Origin of the sequence: Saccharopolyspora gloriosae, assembly GCF_022828475.1 — a bacterium.
Lineage (GTDB): Bacteria > Actinomycetota > Actinomycetes > Mycobacteriales > Pseudonocardiaceae > Saccharopolyspora_C > Saccharopolyspora_C gloriosae_A.
In genome coordinates this window covers 3,735,343-3,753,001 of the sequence record NZ_CP059557.1, presented here as the reverse complement: position 1 = coordinate 3,753,001, position 17,659 = coordinate 3,735,343, and the positions used below count along the sequence as shown (strand labels likewise).

General features: G+C 68.9%; 16 protein-coding genes and 1 pseudogene. 10 read left to right on the top strand and 7 right to left on the bottom strand.

Annotation, left to right across the window (positions count from 1 at the left end; all coding sequences use genetic code 11):
* The first annotated feature begins 404 nt into the window (after nucleotides 1-404).
* Together H2Q94_RS16095 and H2Q94_RS16090 are read left to right on the top strand one after the other, a co-directional pair.
* On the top strand, nucleotides 405-1,181 hold the full coding sequence (locus H2Q94_RS16095) for a bestrophin-like domain (protein WP_243787940.1): 777 nt from the start codon (nucleotides 405-407) through the stop codon (nucleotides 1,179-1,181).
* 52 nt (nucleotides 1,182-1,233) lie between these two features.
* Nucleotides 1,234-1,752 (top strand): hypothetical protein, encoded by a 519-nt coding sequence (locus H2Q94_RS16090; RefSeq protein WP_243787939.1) that lies wholly within the window; start codon nucleotides 1,234-1,236, stop codon nucleotides 1,750-1,752.
* Nucleotides 1,753-1,897: 145 nt separating this feature from the next.
* Here H2Q94_RS16090 and H2Q94_RS16085 read toward each other — a convergent pair whose 3' ends face one another.
* Complete coding sequence (locus H2Q94_RS16085) at nucleotides 1,898-2,566, bottom strand: response regulator (RefSeq protein WP_243787938.1); 669 nt, start codon at nucleotides 2,564-2,566, stop codon at nucleotides 1,898-1,900.
* The gene (locus tag H2Q94_RS16080; RefSeq protein WP_243787937.1) at nucleotides 2,563-4,182 is read right to left on the bottom strand and encodes a sensor histidine kinase; all 1,620 of its coding nucleotides are present in this window, start codon (nucleotides 4,180-4,182) and stop codon (nucleotides 2,563-2,565) included. Before H2Q94_RS16080 ends, H2Q94_RS16085 begins: the two co-directional genes overlap by 4 nt.
* Nucleotides 4,183-4,538: 356 nt before the next feature.
* On the opposite strand from H2Q94_RS16080, the gene H2Q94_RS16075 reads away from it, so the two are divergent.
* The gene (locus H2Q94_RS16075) at nucleotides 4,539-5,948 is read left to right on the top strand and encodes a CitMHS family transporter (RefSeq protein WP_258718613.1); all 1,410 of its coding nucleotides are present in this window, start codon (nucleotides 4,539-4,541) and stop codon (nucleotides 5,946-5,948) included.
* A 316-nt stretch (nucleotides 5,949-6,264) separates the two neighbouring features.
* Nucleotides 6,265-7,818, top strand: a complete 1,554-nt coding sequence (locus H2Q94_RS30710; protein ID WP_309501036.1) for a helix-turn-helix domain-containing protein — start codon at nucleotides 6,265-6,267, stop codon at nucleotides 7,816-7,818.
* 111 nt (nucleotides 7,819-7,929) lie between these two features.
* Here the strand turns inward: H2Q94_RS30710 and H2Q94_RS16065 are convergent, their stop codons facing one another.
* Nucleotides 7,930-8,967, bottom strand: a complete 1,038-nt coding sequence (locus H2Q94_RS16065; RefSeq protein WP_243787934.1) for an aldo/keto reductase — start codon at nucleotides 8,965-8,967, stop codon at nucleotides 7,930-7,932.
* A 104-nt stretch (nucleotides 8,968-9,071) separates the two neighbouring features.
* Nucleotides 9,072-9,539: a VOC family protein gene (locus H2Q94_RS16060; protein WP_243787932.1), complete on the bottom strand. Its 468-nt coding sequence runs from the start codon at nucleotides 9,537-9,539 to the stop codon at nucleotides 9,072-9,074.
* Nucleotides 9,540-9,653: 114 nt separating this feature from the next.
* Here H2Q94_RS16060 and H2Q94_RS31125 point away from each other — a divergent pair.
* Nucleotides 9,654-9,809, top strand: a pseudogene (locus H2Q94_RS31125) (transcriptional regulator); the annotation flags it as partial.
* A gap of 293 nt (nucleotides 9,810-10,102) precedes the next feature.
* Here the strand turns inward: H2Q94_RS31125 and H2Q94_RS16050 are convergent.
* Genes H2Q94_RS16050 through paaI form a run of 3 tightly spaced genes read right to left on the bottom strand, consistent with a single transcriptional unit; the run spans nucleotide 10,103 to nucleotide 12,434 of the window.
* Nucleotides 10,103-10,705: a TetR/AcrR family transcriptional regulator gene (locus tag H2Q94_RS16050; protein ID WP_243787930.1), complete on the bottom strand. Its 603-nt coding sequence runs from the start codon at nucleotides 10,703-10,705 to the stop codon at nucleotides 10,103-10,105.
* Nucleotides 10,702-12,042, bottom strand: a complete 1,341-nt coding sequence (paaK, locus tag H2Q94_RS16045; RefSeq protein WP_243787929.1) for a phenylacetate--CoA ligase PaaK — start codon at nucleotides 12,040-12,042, stop codon at nucleotides 10,702-10,704. The genes H2Q94_RS16050 and paaK overlap by 4 nt, the downstream gene beginning before the upstream one ends.
* Nucleotides 12,039-12,434, bottom strand: a complete 396-nt coding sequence (gene paaI, locus H2Q94_RS16040) for a hydroxyphenylacetyl-CoA thioesterase PaaI (RefSeq protein WP_243795738.1) — start codon at nucleotides 12,432-12,434, stop codon at nucleotides 12,039-12,041. The genes paaK and paaI overlap by 4 nt, the downstream gene beginning before the upstream one ends.
* A 179-nt stretch (nucleotides 12,435-12,613) precedes the next feature.
* Here paaI and paaZ point away from each other — a divergent pair, with 179 nt between their 5' ends.
* From paaZ to paaD, 5 genes are all read left to right on the top strand, one after another.
* A complete protein-coding gene (paaZ, locus tag H2Q94_RS16035; protein ID WP_243787927.1) occupies nucleotides 12,614-14,659 on the top strand; it encodes a phenylacetic acid degradation bifunctional protein PaaZ in 2,046 nt (681 codons plus the stop codon).
* Nucleotides 14,660-15,004: 345 nt separating this feature from the next.
* Nucleotides 15,005-15,961 (top strand): 1,2-phenylacetyl-CoA epoxidase subunit PaaA, encoded by a 957-nt coding sequence (gene paaA / locus H2Q94_RS16030; protein ID WP_243795737.1) that lies wholly within the window; start codon nucleotides 15,005-15,007, stop codon nucleotides 15,959-15,961.
* Nucleotides 15,958-16,260, top strand: coding sequence for a 1,2-phenylacetyl-CoA epoxidase subunit PaaB (gene paaB / locus H2Q94_RS16025; RefSeq protein WP_243787926.1), 303 nt, complete (start codon nucleotides 15,958-15,960; stop codon nucleotides 16,258-16,260). The genes paaA and paaB overlap by 4 nt, the downstream gene beginning before the upstream one ends.
* A gap of 7 nt (nucleotides 16,261-16,267) precedes the next feature.
* Nucleotides 16,268-17,140: a 1,2-phenylacetyl-CoA epoxidase subunit PaaC gene (paaC, locus tag H2Q94_RS16020; RefSeq protein ID WP_243787925.1), complete on the top strand. Its 873-nt coding sequence runs from the start codon at nucleotides 16,268-16,270 to the stop codon at nucleotides 17,138-17,140.
* Entirely contained in the window at nucleotides 17,134-17,646 is a 513-nt protein-coding gene (paaD, locus tag H2Q94_RS16015; RefSeq protein ID WP_243787924.1) for a 1,2-phenylacetyl-CoA epoxidase subunit PaaD, read from the top strand. Before paaC ends, paaD begins: the two co-directional genes overlap by 7 nt.
* Nucleotides 17,647-17,659 lie beyond the last annotated feature (13 nt).

The following is a 17,659-nucleotide window of genomic DNA, read 5'->3' as shown; positions in this document are numbered from 1 at the left end:
ATCCGGCACCGGTAAAAACCGTAGCACCTCGAAATCCGAGGCTCGATCACTCTTCAGTGAAAGTCCACTTAGGTCTAATGGACTTGTTGGCCAGCGAAGATGTCTTCACTCTGCTGCGGTAAGTGGAATCGGCTAGCTCGGCAAACAGTTTCGGCAATCGTTCAAGATCACCCTATTCGGTGAATTTTGCGGCTGACGCTTGGAAAGTTCCTCCTTTGAACGGAGCGTGGTAGGTAGGCTTCTGCGCGGTGGACCGGAGATATCCAGTCGGCCTCCAGAGCCGGCTCCGCTTGGTCCGCGCCATTTCGAGTGGTTCGTCCCGGTCATCCCACAGCACAAGCCGACGTCGCCCGGTCGTGTTCGACCGGCGTTGGCGGCCGGTCGCCGTCAGGAACGGATATTTCGTGATCTTCCTAATCTTTCTGGTGCTCGTATTGATCACCGCGGGCGTAGCCGCGGTCACGTTGCTGAGCGCTCGTCGCGAAGCGGTCGCCGCGGGCGACTCCGACTCCGATTCGCAGTCGTTCGTCGGCGGCGTGCTCAACGCGCTGTTCACCGTGCTGCTCGCGTTCTACATCGTGTTCGCGTGGCAGAACGGCGACGACATCGACAAGGCGGCACAGCAAGAGGTCAACGCGCTCAACGACGCGTACTGGCAGGTGGCCGCGGTGCCCGCTGAGCAGGCCGAGTCCATTCGCTCGCTGACTCAGCAGTACGCCCACCGGGTCGCCGAGCACGAGTGGAGTGCGCTGAGCCAGGGGCAGGCCGACGCGGAGACGGGCCGGCTGCTCGTCGGGCTGCGGGCGGAGGCGATCGCGCTGCCCGCCGACACGGAGGTGCTGAAGTCGGCGCGGGAGCAGGTGCTCGCCGATGTGCGCCAGATCGACGAGGGACACCGGGAACGGGTCGACGTGGCCACCGACGACCAGAGCTTCAACGCGGTGCTGCTCGTGGGGAGCGTCCTCGGTGCGGTGCTGATGATCGTGTTCCCGTTGCTGGTCGGGCTCAGCGCCCGTCCGGCGAACGTGGCCACCATGGCGCTGCTCACGCTGACGCTCGGGCTCACCATTTACCTTTCGGTGCAACTCATGCAGCCATTGCAAGGACCGTTCGGTGTCGATCCGGATTCGTTCCGCACGTTCTTGGAAGCGCTGCCCGGAGGCTCGCACCAGGTCGGCTGATTCGAGGGTTCCGTCGCCGGTCCGAATGCAGGGGAAGAAATAGGTGGGGGTCATGGTGCATGTCGTGATGGGCCGCAGATGTGAGCCGCGGGCCACGGTGCGGAGGCCGGCAGGAAAAGGAGCGGTGCAACGTTGCGACTGGACGATGGAAGCGGAACGAGTGGTCCGCGAATTTCGAGCCGGTGCGCCGCTGGACATGAACAGATTGCGAAACTCGTTGTGTTGGTTATTCGAGTACATCGCGCTGACGGCCGCTGCGGGGTCGACGATCAGCCGGGATCGATTTCACGAGGCATGTGAGAATTTGCTTTTCGAGCAGGGTGAGGCCGCCTTCAACCGGTTGCTCACGCCGGTGCTGACGGCGCTGCTGGACCTGAGCCCCCATGCGGCACGAGGAACCATGTCCCACCCGGACTTCGCCCGGTGGATGCGCGCCCTGGGCATGAACCCGGCAGCGTCCCTGCGCGCATCCGAAAAGGCCCGCCTCCGCAACCCCGACGAGCTCTCGCTGCAAGCCATGCTCCACGTGCTGCGCGACTACCACCTCGCCGGAGCCTCCACCAGCCCCTAACGGCCCCACGCGGAACGATCTTGTGATCGTGCCGGCGGCAAAACCGAATCCTGGCGGCGGAGCCGTGCCTTGCGGCGTAGCCGTGCTTGTATGCGCGAAGCGCATAGCCCACGTCAAGAACCCGCCACCCGACCCACCACGCAGATCATTCTGCGGGATACGCCCACGAGTACTGATGTTCAGGTCGTCCGCTGGCTCCGTAGCGCAAGGTCATGGTCACCTTGCCGTCTTGGGCGAGTCCGGCGAGGTAGCGCTGGGCGGTGGCGCGGGCGATGCCCAGCTCGTCGGCGATCTCGGCGGCGGATCTCGGTGCGTCGGCGGCGCGCAGCGCATCGGTGATGAGTTTGGTGGTGATGTTGGACTGGCCTTTGGGCGAACCGGGCCGATCTCCTTCGCGCAGCGACCGCATGGCCCGGTCGATTTCCTCCTGGTCGACCGTGCCGTCGGTCGCGGGCAGCCGTGACCGGTAGTGCGCGTAGGCGGTCAGCCGGTCCTTCAACTGGTGTGCGGTGAACGGCTTGACCAGGTAGTTCAACGCTCCGGCCGCGAGCGCGGCGCGCACCGACGCAGGGTCGGACGCGGCGGTGAGCATGATCGTGTCGATGTCGAGCTCGGCGAGCAGTGCGATGCCCGGGCCGTCCGGCAGGTAGTTGTCGAGCAGGATCAGTTCGGGACGGTGCTCGGCGATGAGATCGCGGGCCTCGGCGGCCGAGTGCGCGATGCCGACGGTGTGGAATCCGCGCACCCGATCGGTGAATTCGGCATGCACCTGCGCCACGCGGAAGTCGTCTTCGACCACGAGTACCCGGATCATCGTTTCGTCTCCTGTTCTTCGTTCGCCGCTGCGAGCGCTCCGGGCAGCCGGGCCACGAACACCGCCCCGTGGCCGGTCGTTCCGCCGCCGGGGTCGGCGAGCCGGACTTCGCCGCCGAGGCTGTGCGCGGCCTGCCGGGCCAGCGCCAGCCCGATGCCGTGCCCCTCATCATCCTTTGTGGACGTTCCTTCGGTGAACACCTCCTCGCGCAGCGCGTCGGGCACACCGGCTCCGGTGTCGAGAACCGACAGGTGCAGGGTCGTGCCGTCCGAGAGCAGGTCGACTTCGACCCGAGCCGGGCGGCGGTCGCCGGACCGGGCGGCGTCGCAGGCGTTGTCGACCAGGTTCCCGAGCACGGTGGTCACCTCGACGGGCGCGATCACGCCGGTGGCGACCCAGCTGGTCTCTCCGAGTTCCAGCGCCACGTCCTTTTCCGCGGCTGCGGCCTTCTTCGCACCGAGGAAGGACACGAGGTAGGAGTCCCGCACCGCGTCGGCCGCCGGTCCCAGCCCGGCGATCGAACCGCTGAACAGGGCTTGCAGGTAGTCCTCTGCTTCTTGGCGGTGTCCGGTCTGCAACAGTCCGGACAGCGCGTGCAGCCGGTTGGTGAATTCGTGGCGCTGTGCCCGCAGCACGTCGGCGGTGCCGCGCACCGACTCCAGCTCGCGGGTGAGCTTGTCCAGGTCGGTGCGGTCGCGCAGGGTGACGACCGCGCCGAGGTCGATGCCGTCGCGCCGCACCGGGCGGTGGTGCACCACGAGCACCCGGTCCGCGGTCACCGTGATCAGGTTGTCGACCGGGTGTTGCGCCAGCAATGCCGAGAGCAGCCGCGGTGGCAGGTCGAGATCCCGGACCGAGGTGCCCGGTTCGACGCGCCGGCCCAGCAGCCGCTCGGTTTCCCCGTTGCACACCGTGATCCGCTCCGCGGCGTCCATGGCGAGCACGCCTTCGCCGATTCCGTAGAGCACTGCCTCCCGTTGCCGCAGTAGTTCCGCGAGTTCGTGCGGTTCGAGGCCGAGCGTGCGCCGTTTGAGCAGACGGGTGAGCAGTGCGGACCCGGCGATGCCGAGCAGCAGCGCGCCGGCGGCCAGCGCGGCGGAGGTGCCGAGCAGGCGCAGGAACGAGGTGTCGATCTCGCGCGCGTCGAATCCGACGCTGACCTGGCCGACGACGTCGTCGTCGGCGGCGCGCAGCGGGACCTTGCCGCGCGCGGACCAGCCGAGCGTCCCGCGCTGCACGTTGATCACCTCGCGTCCGGCGAGGGCCTGGGAGGGGTCGGTGCTGACGGGGTCGCCGATCTCCTCGGCGACGGGGTGCGAGAGGCGGACGCCGCGGTCGTCGGTGACGACGATGAACAGGGCGCCGGTGGCGGCCCGGGCGCGTTCGGCCTTGTCCGCGACCAGCGGTCGCAGCGCGGGATCGGTGACCGCGCGGGCGAGCTGGTCGTCGGCCGCGACCGCGCGGGCCACGCCGAGCGCGCGCTGCCCGTACTGGTCGACGAGACCACGATCGAGCAGTGCGGCGGCGACTCCGAAACCGATGCCGGTGACCAGGACGATCAGTCCGATCTGCAACGCCAGCACTTGTCTCGCGAACCGCATGGGACGGCGCGACATGCACCGACTTTAACCAGCTTCGTCGGAATGACCTGCGTAGTGGGTCGGGTAGTGGAACCTCAGCGCCTTCCTCGCTGCGGGATCTTTTCCCGAGTGGCTCCGCCACGAGGGAAAAGCCGTCCTCGCGAGGAAGACGCCGAGAACCCGCCGGTGGTGTTTTTGCTCGAGCTGGTCGCTGCTCAGCGGCTTCGCCGCTGACAAGACACATCACAAGATCATCGCGGTGGCTCGCCGATGCGCGGGTCGGTCGGTGAGCAGAACGAGCAGAACGTGCCGAATGCGGAATAGGTGTACAAGGTCAGCAACCCTCCCGTTGCAGGCGTGCAACACCTACGGTTCCGCGAAATGGAACAACGGTGTTACGTGGGCCACGTCGTGGTTCGAAGGGGGGTAGTGCGTTGATCGCGTTGCTCGGCTTGGCAATGGTGTCGGTCTTTCTCTATCTGGTGATGAGCAAGCGGCTGGCTCCGATGGTCGCGTTGATCGTCATTCCCGCGATGTTCGCGGTGATAGCCGGTTTCGCCCCTGATCTGGGCGACATGGTCACCGAGGGCATCACCTCGCTGGCGCCGACCGCGGCGATGCTGATGTTCGCCATCCTCTACTTCGGGATCATGATCGACGCGGGGTTGTTCGACCCGGTGGCTCGGGTGGTCGTCCGGCTCACCGGCAACGACCCGTTGAAGCTGATCATGGGAACGGTGGCCCTGGTCGCCGTGGTCTCGCTCGACGGCGACGGCACCACGACGTTCATGATCACCGTTTCGGCGTTGCTGCCGATCTACCGCAAGCTGGAAGTCAGCCCGGTGCTGATGACGGGCTTGGCCTGCATGACGAACGCGATCCTCAACGTCGTGCCGTGGGGCGGTCCGGCCGCGCGGGCGGCGAGCGTGCTGCGCCTGGATCCGCAGGAGATGTTCGTGCCGATGATCCCGGCGCTGGCCGCAGGCCTGGTGACGGTGTTCGTGATCGCCTACGTGCTCGGGTTGCGGGAGCGGGCGAAGCTGCGGTCCCGCATCGCCGAACCGGCGCTGGCCGGAGTGGGCGCGGCCGGCGCGGACCTGGGAACGACGGGGTCCGCTGGCACCGGCGACGCGCCGGGCTCCGGCGGAGATTTCGACGTGCTGGCACCGGATCGCGACAGCCTGCGGCCGAAGCTGATCTGGTTCAACACGGCGCTGACCGTGGCGCTGCTGATCGCGTTGATCTCCGGGGTGCTGCCCATCGCGGTGCTGTTCATGATCGGGACCGGGATCGCGCTGATCGTGAACTACCCGAGCATCAAGGAGCAGACGGCCCGCATCGCCTCGCACGCGGACAGCGTGGTCGCCGTGGTGTCGATGGTGTTCGCCGCGGCGGTGTTCACCGGGGTGCTCTCGGGCACCGGGATGATCGAGGAGATGGCGCAGTACCTGCTGCACGGCATGCCGGATGCGCTGTTCCCGTACTTCAGCATCGTGATCGCGGTGCTGAGCATTCCGTTCACGTTCTTCATGAGCAACGACGCCTTCTACTTCGGCGTGGTGCCGATCCTCGCGGAAACGGCGGCGCAGCACGGGATCTCGGCGATGGAGGTGGCGCGGGCCTCGCTGCTGGGGCAGCCGATCCACATGCTCAGCCCGCTGGTGCCTGCGATGTACGTGCTGATCGGGCTGGCGAAGGTGGATCTCGGCGACCAGCACCGGTTCGCGATCAAGTGGGCGTTGCTGGTGTCGCTGGTCGTCATCGCGGCCGGGCTGGCGCTGGGCCTGATCGCGGTGCATTGATCTCCACGCGGCAGGCGAGTCCGGGGAGGATCCCGCCTGCCGCGTGAAGTACTGGCGCGCTCACGGGAGAAGCGCGGCCGTGCTGACCGAGTTCGGGCGCCCCCAGGTCGCCCGAACTCGATGCCCCCGCGAAGAACCAAGGCTAGAGCTTGATCCACTAGCCGGGGAAGTTTCATCTCGCCCAGTCAGCGGAGTCGCTGGTAAGAAATTGCTGCGTGGCTGAGCGCTCGCGGCAGCTGGAATATGCCAGCGGTGTACTGCGCTGTCCAGGGCCGATCGCGCTACGCCGCGAGCGCGGCCGATAAGGTCGTTCCCCGTGCCGCAGCGGAACTCACTCACCGAACCGGACAACGACGCTGAACGGCTCCGCCGTCTGCATCACGACGCGATGAGCCCGGACGGCACGCGGTTGCTGATCCGCCGGGTCGCCGACGCCGTGCGCGGAAGGGTGGCGCTGGTCGACGCCGAAGGTGCCCTGACACCGGCGGACACCCAGGTGGACGCGGCCGAGCTGGCGGCGATCGAAACCGACCTGAACCGGATCCGTGCCGGCCAGGCGCGCTCCGCAGCCGTGCACCACGGTGATCGGATGGTGTCCGTGCAGACCATCGACACGGATCCGGTCGCACCGATCCTGCTGATCTCGGCACGCGCGGCGGCGTACCAGGGCGTCGATCGGCTCATCGCGGACGTGGCACGCCTGCTGTGGATGCGCTGGCGAGCCGACGAAGCACTGCGGTCGGCGCAGCGCGTCGGCCAGGCCGCCACCGCCATCCGCGAGGTGGTGATGCACCTGCTGATGCTGGGCCATCCGGACAGCGCGCAGCGGGTCGCGAGCACCCTCACCCCGCGGCTGCCGACCTTCCTGACGGTGTACGTGGTCCAGGCGGGCAAGGTGGACCGGGACTCGCTGGCGGCGCGGATCTCGCGGATCACCGGCGACCGGGCGTGGATCGTGCACTGCCCGGTGTACGTCAAGCACCTGATCGTGCTGGTGCCCGCGGGCGAGCACGAGCATCACCGCCTCGCCGACGCCGTCGAGGAACTGGTGCGCAAGGTCGTGGCGGGGCCGGACCGGATTCGCGTCGGCGCGAGCCAGGTCGTGGCCCTGCGCGAGGTGGCGGTCGGCTACGAGCAGGCGTTCCACGCGCTGGCGGCGGCTCGGGGCGGGACCGGTTCGTTCGAGATGTTCGCCTTCCAGGAGAGCCTCGCCGCGATCGTCGGACCGGCGGGGGAGAGCTGGGCCACGCGGATCCTGGCGCCGTTGCGGGCGTTCGAACCCGCCCGCACGCAGGACCCGGACGCGGAGGCGCTGGAGCTCACGCTGGGGTCGTGGCTGAACTTCGGCACCGGTGCGGCCCGCCAGCTCAAGATCCACCGCAACACGCTGACGTCCAGGATTGCGCAGCTCGAACGCATCTTGGACTGCGATGTGCGAGATCTGCCCACCCAGGCCCGGTTGCACCTGGCGTTGCACCTGGCGGCCCGGTCGGCGGAACCGAACGCGCAACAAGCGGGCGCGCAACCGGCGGGTGTGGAGTCGGCAGAGGCGGACTCGGCAGGTCCGGAGCTGCCGGATCTGCTGGGAACCAGTGAGGTGCGGGCGTGGATGACGCGTCAGCTCGAACCCCTGCACACCGCCGAGGAGCACCTGCTCGACACGCTGCGGGCGTGGCTGGACGGCGGCGCCCGGCTGGAAGCGGCGGCGCGGACCCTGGAGCTGTCGGTTCCGGCAGTGCGCAAGCGGATCGTGCGCATCGAGCGCCTGCTCGAACGATCCCTGCTGCACGGACCCTCGGTGCGCTACGAGCTGCACTTCGCAATACGCCTGCACGACGACGGCGCCATCGAGCCCGATCTTGCGGAGTGAATCGCGTAGTGGTGCGGGTGACCGAACATCAGCGGCCTGCTCGCTGCGGGATCATTTTCTGACCTGGCCCACCTGCTCGGCGAAACCGCTGTCCTGGCGACGATCTGATCGTCATGCGGCGGCTCGGTCGTTCGCGGCGCGGCGGCGCAGCTCCGGCCGGTGGAGCTGCGGCGGTACGTACGCCACGTCGACCGGACCCACGTCGGTTCCCGGCGGCACGATGTCGTCGATGCGATCGAGGAGGTCGTCATCCAGGGAGGTGCCTGCTCCCGCAAGCAGGTCGTCCAGCTGCTCCACGGTGCGGGGTCCGATGATCGCCGAGGTGACCGCGGGGTGGGCGACGACGAACGCCAGCGCTAAGTGGGCCATCGGCAGCCCGGCCTGCTCGGCGACCGGCAGGAGCGCCTCGACGGCGTCGAGCTTGCGCTCATCGGTCATGTGCCGAGGTACCCAGTTCAGGTTGGCGGCCGAGACCGCTTCTCCGCCGCGCTTGCGGAAGCGACCGGTGAGCAACCCCAGCGACAGCGGGCTCCACACCAAGGTGCCCAGGCCGTAGCGCTGGCAGACCGGGAAGATCTCACGCTCGACCCCTCGGTTGAGGATCGAGTAGTGCGGCTGCTCGGAGCGGAACCGGGCCAGCCCACGCCGTTCGGACACCCATTGGGCTTCGACGATCTCCGAGGGCGGCAGGTTGGAGTGGCCGATGGCCCGCACCTTGCCCGAGCGGAGCAGATCGGTCAGCGCGCTCAGGGTTTCCTCGATGTCGGTGGCCGGATCGGGGTGGTGCACCTGGTACAGATCGATGTGGTCGACACCGAGGCGGCGCAGGGACGCTTCGACGGCGGAGACGATCCAGCGGCGGGAGTTGCCACGCTGGTTGGGTCCCGGTCCCATCGGGCCGTTGACCTTGGTGGCGAGGACGACGTCGTCCCGGCGGCCGCGCAACGCCTTCCCGACGATCTGCTCGGATTCGCCCTCGCCGCCGTACACGTCGGCGGTGTCGATGAGGTTGATCCCGCCGTCGAGCGCGCGGTGGACGACGCGGACGCAGTCGTTGTGGTCGGGGTTGCCCGCTCGCCCGAACTTCATGGTGCCCAGGGCGTAGGGGCTGACCTGGATGCCGGTGCGTCCGAGGGGACGGGTGTGCATGGGGTTTCTCCTGCGTGGTGTTCGCGACCGGCGGTCCGCCGGGACGATGGGACGGGGTGCGGCCGGACCCGGCCGCACCCCGGAACTGCGGTGGAGGAAAAGCCTCAGACCTGAGCGTGATCGGCCGCGACGTCGACGATCCAGGTGGTGCCGAAGCGATCGGTCAGCATCCCGAAGGCGGGTGCCCACTGGGCCGGTCCGAAGGGCTCGATGATCGTCGCGCCGTCCGCCAGGCCCTCCCACAACGCGCCGACCTCTTCGACGGTCTCGCCGCGCACGGAGAGGAAGAACGATTCCGAGGTGACGGTGGCGCCGTTCTCACGGCGGGTGGTGGGCGCACCCTGGGCGGCCGGTGCGTCTTCGCCGGGCACGTCGTAGGCCATGACCCGGAAGCCGTTGTCGGCGATCACCTGACCGAACACGACTTTGGTGGCGTCGGGTGACTCGGCGGGCATTCCGAAGTCGCCGTAGGTGGCGACGACGATCTGCCCGCCGAACACCGACTGGTAGAACTCCAGTGCCGCACGGGCCTGACCGTGGAAGTTCAGGTGGGCGACAGCGTTTACCGACATGGTGATCCGGTCCTTCACGAGTGGTTCTCGCCGCCGGAGGTTTCCGACGACGAGAGCGACTTTGTCACCAGTACCGGTCAGGGAACGGCCGCTACTCGTGGCGGTCTGGTGACCATGCCGACCGCCTCCTCGATGGTGACCTCCGGTCGTCTGCTCTCACTCCTGTCCTTGTTGCAGGGCCGCCGTGATCAACCGGGGGAGCTGCTCGCCCGGCGGCGAGTCAGTGAACGCACGGTGCGTCGCGACGTCGATCGCCTGCGCGAGCTCGGACCCCGTCCACGCGGTCCCGGTTCACAGGCTCGGATAGCGCGAACAGCTGGCCGTGCCGCGGCGAAGTGATCCTCGACCTCCCGGTCGCGCAGGTGGCTCCGTTCGTCGCCGAAGAGATCGGCCCTGCCCGGACCAGACTGCTGATCGGTTCCTGGTCCTGGAGCGCGCTCGCGGCGACGCTGGCACGTTTCGACACCGAGATCGAGGTCATCGGCCGAGCTCCCCGCGCGCCGCCTTCGCCGAGCTGTCCGGTCGCGCAGGGCGAGCCGCGGGGCTCGGCTGACCGCCGAGGTCTAGGACGGTGCGTGTTCCAGGCCCTCGAAGGTGAGTTTGGTGATCGCGTCGGCCAGCGCGTCGGCGTCCAGCCCGGGCTGCGGGCGGTACCACTCGATGATCGAGTTCACGGTCCCGAACAGCAACCGGCTGGTCAGCGCCGGATCAAGATCGGGTCGCAGGTTGCCGTCCCGTTCCGCCTCGGCCACCAGCGCACCGAGGAACGCGTCGATCTCCCGTCGCCGGGTGAGCGCGGCGCGTTCCACCTCGCTGTTGCCGCGCACTCGCAGCAGCACCGTCACGAACGGCTGTTCCTCGACGAGCACGTGCACACTGCGCCGCACCACGTGGCGGAGGCGGTGGATCGCCGGTCCCCGCCGGGATTCCGGTTCGGCGGTCACGGCCAGCAGCGCGTCGAGCGCGCGATCCACGGTGCGCCGCAGCAGCTCTTGCTTGCCGGACACGTGGTGGTAGATCGCGGATTTGGTGATGCCGAGGCGTTTGGCCAGTTCCTCCATGCTGGTGCCGTCGTAGCCGCGTTCGTGGAACACGACGGCAGCGACGTGCAGCAGCGAGTCGAGGTCGTGGCCCGGCCGGCCGCGTCCGCGCGCGGTGCTCGTCATGAACCTGCCTGCCCCGGGGCCGCCCGGTCTGGGTCACGCCGGTCGAGCACCCGGCGGAGCTTGCCCACCGAACGTTCGAGCGTGCCGGGATCAACGACGGCGACCTCGGCCGTGATGCCGACCGCGTCCTTGACGGCTCTGGTCAGCGACTCCGGCGCGGCCTGCCGTTGCTGCGCGGTGGTGTCGTCGAGTGCTTCGACGCGGATCGTCATGTGGTCCATCCGCTCGCGGCGGGACAGGGTGATCTGGAAGTGGGGCGACAGGCCGTCGGCGCGCAGCACGAGTTCCTCGATCTGGGTGGGGAACACGTTGACGCCGCGCAGGATGATCAGGTCGTCGCTGCGGCCGGTGATCCGCTCCATCCGCCGCATCGCCGGGCGCGCGGTGCCCGGCAGCAGCCGGGTGAGGTCCCGCGTGCGGTACCGGATGATCGGCAGGGCCTCCTTGGTCAACGAGGTGAACAGCAGCTCACCGGACTCCCCGTCGGGCAGCGGGTCGCCGAGGACGGGGTCGACCACTTCGGGGTAGAAGTGGTCCTCCCAGATGTGCAGGCCGTCCTTGGTCTCGGCGAACTCGGCGGCGACGCCGGGACCCATCACTTCCGACAAGCCGTAGATGTCGACGGCGTTGATGCCGAGAGCCTGCTCGATCTCGCCGCGCATGTCCTCGGTCCACGGTTCCGCACCGAAGATCCCCGCTCGCAGCCCCGTCTTTCGCGGGTCTACGCCCTGGCGCCGCAGCTCGTCGATCAGGGTGAGCATGTAGCTGGGCGTGACCATGATCAGGTCCGGCCGGAAGTCGCGGATCAGCTGAGCTTGGCGTGCGGTCATCCCGCCGGAGGCGGGCACCACGGTGCAGCCGAGGCGTTCGGCCCCGTAGTGCGCACCGAGCCCGCCGGTGAACAGGCCGTAGCCGTAGGAGATGTGCACCAGGTCACCGGGGACGCCCCCCGCGGCCCGGATGGAGCGGGCCACGACCTCGCCCCACACCTCCAGGTCGTGGCGGGTGTAGCCGACGACGGTGGGCTGCCCGGTGGTGCCGCTGGAGGCGTGGATCCGGCTGACCCGCTCGCGCGGGACGGCGAAGGCGCCGAAGGGGTAGTTCGCCCGCAGGTCGTCCTTGGTGGTGGCGGGGAACTTCGCGAGGTCGGCCAGGCTCCGGCAGTCGCTCGGGTGCACTCCGGCGGCGTCGAATTTGGCGCGGTAGAGGGGAACGTTGCGGTACGCGTGCTCAAGCGTCCACTGGAGACGTTCGAGCTGCCTGGCGCGCAGTTCGTCCTGGCCGATCCGCGCGGAGTCGTCGGGCGCGGCGGGCGACTTCGTTGTCGTCCCGGTCATGACCGCTCCTTCCCGCCGTTGAAAGTCCTGCTGTGGCCGCGGAATTCGGCGATCACCGGCGCGTCCGGCGCCGCGCCGCGGCGCACGGTGATGTCGTAGATGCCGCTGCGCCCGAAGCGGGTGCGCTCGGCGGCCTCGGCGTGCAGGTCGTCGCCGGAGTAGGCGGGTGCGACGAAGGTGATCTCGGCGCTCGCCGCGACGGTCACCGGGCCGTGGCTGTTGCAGGCGCAGGCGAACGCGGTGTCGGCGAGCAGGAACACGTAACCGCCGTGCGCGATGCCGTGGCCGTTGACCATCGCCGAGGTGACGGTCATGCGGGCGGTGGCTCGCCCGTCGGCCGCCGTCCGCAGTTCGATGCCGAGCGCACGGGACGCGTCGTCCTCGTCGAACATCGTTCTCGCCGCGCTCGCCACGTATTCAGCCGTGCTCAACGGCTCCACCACCTTGCGTACTGACCGAACAGTCGGTTAATAATTGCAGTGTTGGTGGCGGCGGTCACGATGTCAACCCGCCGCGAATCCGTTCCCATCCGACCGGCGCCGCAGCCGGTCACGAGGAGGTCGGCGGCCCCATGAGCAGTTCGTCGGTGCAGGTTCTGCCCAGCTACGTGCAAGGACGATGGCACTCCCCGGCGGACGAGGGCGAGGTGCTGCCGGACGCGGTCACCGGGGAACCGGTCGCGCGGATCTCCTCGGCCGGCGTCGACATGGGCGCCGCGCTCGACCACGGTCGCCGTGTCGGCGGGGCGGCGCTGCGGGAGCTGACCTTCCACCAGCGGGCGGCACTGCTCAAATCGCTCGGGTCGTACCTGCGGGAGCACCGCGAGGAGCTGTACGCGTTGTCCGCGCGCACCGGGGCGACGCGGGGCGACTCGAAATTCGACGTGGACGGCGGCATCGGCGTGCTGTTCACCTACTCCAGCAAGGGCCGTCGGGAACTGCCCGACGGCAACGTCTACCTCGACGGCTCCGTGGAGCCGCTGGGCAAGGGCGGTACTTTCGTCGCCCAGCACCTGTGCACTCCGTTGCAGGGCGTCGCGGTGCAGATCAACGCGTTCAACTTCCCGGTGTGGGGGCCGTTGGAGAAGCTCGCGCCCGCCTTCCTCGCGGGCGTGCCGAGCCTGATCAAACCGGCGAGCCGCACGGCGTACCTGACGCACCGGCTGGTCGAGCTCATCGTCGAATCCGGGTTGTTGCCGGAAGGTTCCGTGCAGCTGGTCAGCGGTAGCGCGGGCGATCTGCTGGATCACCTCACCGACCAGGACCTGGTGTCGTTCACCGGTTCGGCCGCCACGGCGCAGCGGCTGCGCACGCACCCGGTGGTGGCGGCGAACTCGGTGCGGTTCACCGCCGAGGCGGACTCGCTGAACTGCTCGATCCTCGGTCCGGACGCCGAGGCGGGCACCGCGGAGTTCGACCTGTTCGTCGACCAGCTCGTCACCGAGATGACGGTGAAGGCCGGGCAGAAGTGCACCGCGATCCGCCGGGCGCTGGTGCCCGCGCGGCGCATCGACGAGGTGGCCGCGGCGGTCTCGGCGAAGCTGGCCGAGATCACCGTCGGAGCTCCCGGTGCCGAGGGCGTACGGATGGGCGCGCTGGCCGGCCTGGACCAGCGGGACGAAGTGCGGCGCTCGTTGAAATCCTTGCTGGAGGTCGCGCGTGTCGTGCACGGCGACCCGAACTCGGTGGAACCGGTCGGAGCCGATGCCGAACGCGGCGCGTTCCTCGGGCCGATCCTGCTGCGCTGCGACGATCCGGAACAGCCGCAGCCGCACGAAGTGGAGGCGTTCGGCCCGGTCAGCACCCTGCTGCCGTACGAGGACACCGAGCACGCCGTGCACCTCGCCCGACTGGGCAAGGGCAGCCTGGTCGGTTCGGTGGTGACCGCCGATGCCGAGTTCGCCCGCGAAGTGGTGCTCGGCGCCGCCTCCCGGCACGGGCGGCTGCTCGTGCTCAACCGGCACAACGCCGCCGAATCCACCGGGCACGGCTCACCGCTGCCGCAACTCGTCCACGGCGGCCCCGGGCGCGCGGGCGGCGGCGAGGAACTCGGCGGGATCCGCAGCGTGCTGCACCACATGCAACGCACCGCCGTGCAGGGCGACCCGCAGACGCTCACCGCCGTCACCGGGCAATGGCTGCCCGGCAGCGAACGCACCGTCACCGACGAGCACCCGTTCCGCAAGCACCTCGAACAACTGCGCCCGGGCGACACCGTCGTCGCCGGCCCGCGCACCGTCACCGCCGAGGACGTGGCGCACTTCGCCGAGTTCACCGGGGACACCTTCTACGCCCACACCGACGAGGAAGCGGCCCGCGCCAACCCGTTCTTCGGCGGCCGGGTCGCGCACGGCTACCTGGTGGTGTCGTTCGCCGCCGGACTGTTCGTCTCCCCTGAACCCGGGCCGGTGCTGGCGAACTACGGGCTCGAGAACCTGCGGTTCCTCACGCCCACCTACCCCGGCGACGAGATCACGGTGACGTTGACGGCGAAGCAGCTCACCCCGCGCCAGAACGCCGACTACGGCGAGGTCCGCTGGGACGCCGACGTCACGAACCAGGACGGAGCCTCGGTGGCCAAGTACGACGTCCTCACCCTCGTCGCCAAGTCCGGCTGACACCGGGGCTCTTTCGGAGTGACCTGCGTAGGGGGTCGCTCAGCGGAACCTCAGTGGCTTCCTCGCTGCGGGATCATTTTCCCGAGTGGATTCCGCCACGAGGGAAAACGCTGTCCTCGTGAGGAAGCACCTGAGAACCCGCCGCGGTGCCGGTTGCTCTAGCTGGTCACTGCTCATCGGCTTCGCCGCTGACAAGACGAGAACAAAGATCATTCCGCTAGGCGGCTGAGGACGGAGCTCGGATTCCTTGCTTTCCGAGGTGGGGAGCGGGAAAATTTACTGACCGAATGGTCGGTTCGAATGGTCTCGAAACGGACCGGAGAGGTGGAGGTGGTGCAAGTGGCGATCAGCGTGGGGGCGGAGGTGACCGGCCCGGAGCGGGAGTTCGAGGCCACGATCGAACGCGATCAGCGCATCGAACCGCGGGACTGGATGCCCGAGGGCTATCGCAAGACCCTGGTTCGCCAGGTCGCTCAGCACGCCCACTCCGAGATCATCGGGATGCAGCCCGAAGGCGCCTGGATCTCGCGGGCGCCTTCGTTGCGGCGCAAGGCGATCCTGCTGGCGAAGGTGCAGGACGAGGCCGGCCACGGGCTCTACCTGTACTCGGCCGCCGAGACGCTGGGAGCCGACCGCGCCGACCTCACCGCGAAGCTGATCTCGGGGCGGCAGAAGTACTCGTCGATCTTCAACTATCCGACGTTGAACTTCGCCGACATCGGCGTGATCGGCTGGCTCGTCGACGGGGCCGCCATCTGCAACCAGGTGCCGCTGTGCCGGAGTTCGTACGGCCCGTACGCGCGGGCGATGGTGCGGATCTGCAAGGAGGAGTCGTTCCACCAGCGGCAGGGCTACGAACTGCTGCTGACGATGATGCGCGGCACCGAGGCGCAGCGGGACATGGTGCGGGACGCGGTGAACCGCTGGTGGTGGCCGTCGCTGATGATGTTCGGCCCGCCGGACGGGGACTCGCCGAACACGCGGCAGTCGATGGCCTGGAAGGTCAAGCGCCACACCAACGACGAGCTGCGCCAGAAGTTCGTGGACATGACGGTGCCGCAGGCCGACGCGCTGGGCGTCACGCTCCCGGATCCGGAGCTCGCCTGGAACGCCGAACGCGGCATGCACGACTTCGGTGAGCCCGACTGGTCGGAGCTCAAGCGCGTCATCAGCGGCGACGGACTGTGCAACACCGAACGGGTGGAGTGCCGCAAGGCCGCCCACGAGCAGGGCGAATGGGTGCGTGAGGCGGCCGCGGCGCACGCCGCGAAACGCGCCGCGCGACAGGAGGCGACGGCATGAGCGGGTCCGAACAGGCGCGGTCCACGTGGCCGCTGTACGAGGTCTTCGTGCGCGGCAAGCGCGGCCTCAACCACGTGCACGTCGGTTCGCTGCACGCCGCCGACGAGCAGATGGCGTTGCACAACGCCAGGAATCTCTACACCCGCCGCAACGAGGGCGTGAGCATCTGGGTGGTGCCCGCCGCCGCGATCACCGCGTCCAGTCCGGACGAGAAGGACCCGTTCTTCGCGCCCAGCGGCGACAAGGTCTACCGGCACCCCACGTTCTACGACATCCCCGACGACGTTCCGCACATGTGAGGTCGCCATGTCCTTCGACAACGCCTACGAGGCGCTCACCGAGCAGAACGACACGAGGTGGGCGTTCGGCACCGGCTTCGACGACCCGCTCGCCGGGGTGGACACCGCGGTGCCACCGGGAGTCGACGAGCACGTGCTGTCCGGCTATTGCCTGATGTTGGCCGACGACGCGCTGATCGCCTCGCAACGGCTCGGGGAGTGGGTCACCCGTGCTCCGGAGCTGGAGGACGAGGTGGCGCTGGCGAACATCGCGCTCGATCTGCTCGGCCAGGCGCGGCTCCTGCTGGCGCGTTCCGGTCAGGCGGGGGATTCGGTGCGCAGCGAGGACGAGCTGGCGTACTTCCGGGACTCGCACGAATTCCGCAACGTGCTGCTCGTCGAGCAGCCGCACGGCGACTTCGCCGAAACGGTGGCCAGGTTGCTGGTGCTGTCGAGCTGGCGGCTCGCGCTGTTCACCCGCTTGACGGCGTCGAAGGATCCGGTGCTGGCCGCGATCGCCGCCAAGGGCGCGAAGGAACTCGCGTACCACCGGGATTACGCGGCGCAGTGGGTGGTGCGGCTCGGCGACGGCACCACCGAATCGCACCGCCGCATGCGCACCGGGTTCGACCAGGTGCAGCCCCATGTCGCGGAGCTGTTCGCGGTGAGCGACGTCGAACGCGACGCGGCCGCGCAGAGCGTCGGCGTGGATCCGGCCGCGACGCTGGAGGAGGTGACGGCCGTGCTGGAACAGGTCTGCACCGCCGCCACCGTGGATTGCCCGCGCATCGCACCCGGCCCCCAGGTGTCCGGGCGAGTCGGGTCGCACACCGCGCACCTCGACACGTTGCTCGCGGAACTCCAAGGCGTCGCCCGAGCTCACCCGGAGGCGACATGGTGATGACGACGACCGGACTGGCGCGCGCACGGGAGATCGCCGAATCGGTGACCGATCCCGAGCTGCCGATGCTCACCTTGGCCGACCTCGGTGTGCTGCGCGACGTGGAGATCACCGCCGAAGGCACCGTCGTCGTGACGCTCACCCCGACGTACTCGGGATGCCCGGCGATGGCCGAGATGCGCGCCGACGTGCACCGAAGCCTCACCGCCGACGGCTTTGCGCAGGTGCGGGTGCGGACCGCGCTGGACCCGCCGTGGACCACGGACTGGATCAGTCCGCGCGGCAGGCGGCGGCTGGCCGAGCACGGCATCGCCCCGCCCGGGGCGGCGCCGGTGCGCAGTGCTCCGGTGCCGCTGGAACTGGAACCGCCGCGAGCGCGGATCCGCTGTCCCCGCTGCGATTCGTCGCGCACCGAGGAGCTGTCGCGGTTCAGCGCCACCGCCTGCAAGGCACTGCGCCGCTGCACCGATTGCGCCGAACCTTTTGAACACGTCAAGGAGATCTGACCGTGACATCCAC

Bases quoted from the DNA above. Each gene is read 5' to 3' on its own strand.
- H2Q94_RS16065 (WP_243787934.1), bottom strand. From the start codon at position 8,967: ATGCACACCCGTCCCCTCGGACGCACCGGCATCCAGGTCAGCCCCTAC.
- H2Q94_RS16085 (WP_243787938.1), bottom strand. From the start codon at position 2,566: ATGATCCGGGTACTCGTGGTCGAAGACGACTTCCGCGTGGCGCAGGTG.
- paaD (WP_243787924.1), top strand. From the start codon at position 17,134: ATGGTGATGACGACGACCGGACTGGCGCGCGCACGGGAGATCGCCGAA.
- paaC (WP_243787925.1), top strand. From the start codon at position 16,268: ATGTCCTTCGACAACGCCTACGAGGCGCTCACCGAGCAGAACGACACG.
- H2Q94_RS16060 (WP_243787932.1), bottom strand. From the start codon at position 9,539: ATGTCGGTAAACGCTGTCGCCCACCTGAACTTCCACGGTCAGGCCCGT.
- H2Q94_RS16090 (WP_243787939.1), top strand. From the start codon at position 1,234: ATGGTGCATGTCGTGATGGGCCGCAGATGTGAGCCGCGGGCCACGGTG.
- paaI (WP_243795738.1), bottom strand. From the start codon at position 12,434: ATGTTCGACGAGGACGACGCGTCCCGTGCGCTCGGCATCGAACTGCGG.
- paaZ (WP_243787927.1), top strand. From the start codon at position 12,614: ATGAGCAGTTCGTCGGTGCAGGTTCTGCCCAGCTACGTGCAAGGACGA.
- paaK (WP_243787929.1), bottom strand. From the start codon at position 12,042: ATGACCGGGACGACAACGAAGTCGCCCGCCGCGCCCGACGACTCCGCG.
- paaB (WP_243787926.1), top strand. From the start codon at position 15,958: ATGAGCGGGTCCGAACAGGCGCGGTCCACGTGGCCGCTGTACGAGGTC.
- H2Q94_RS16050 (WP_243787930.1), bottom strand. From the start codon at position 10,705: ATGACGAGCACCGCGCGCGGACGCGGCCGGCCGGGCCACGACCTCGAC.
- H2Q94_RS16080 (WP_243787937.1), bottom strand. From the start codon at position 4,182: ATGTCGCGCCGTCCCATGCGGTTCGCGAGACAAGTGCTGGCGTTGCAG.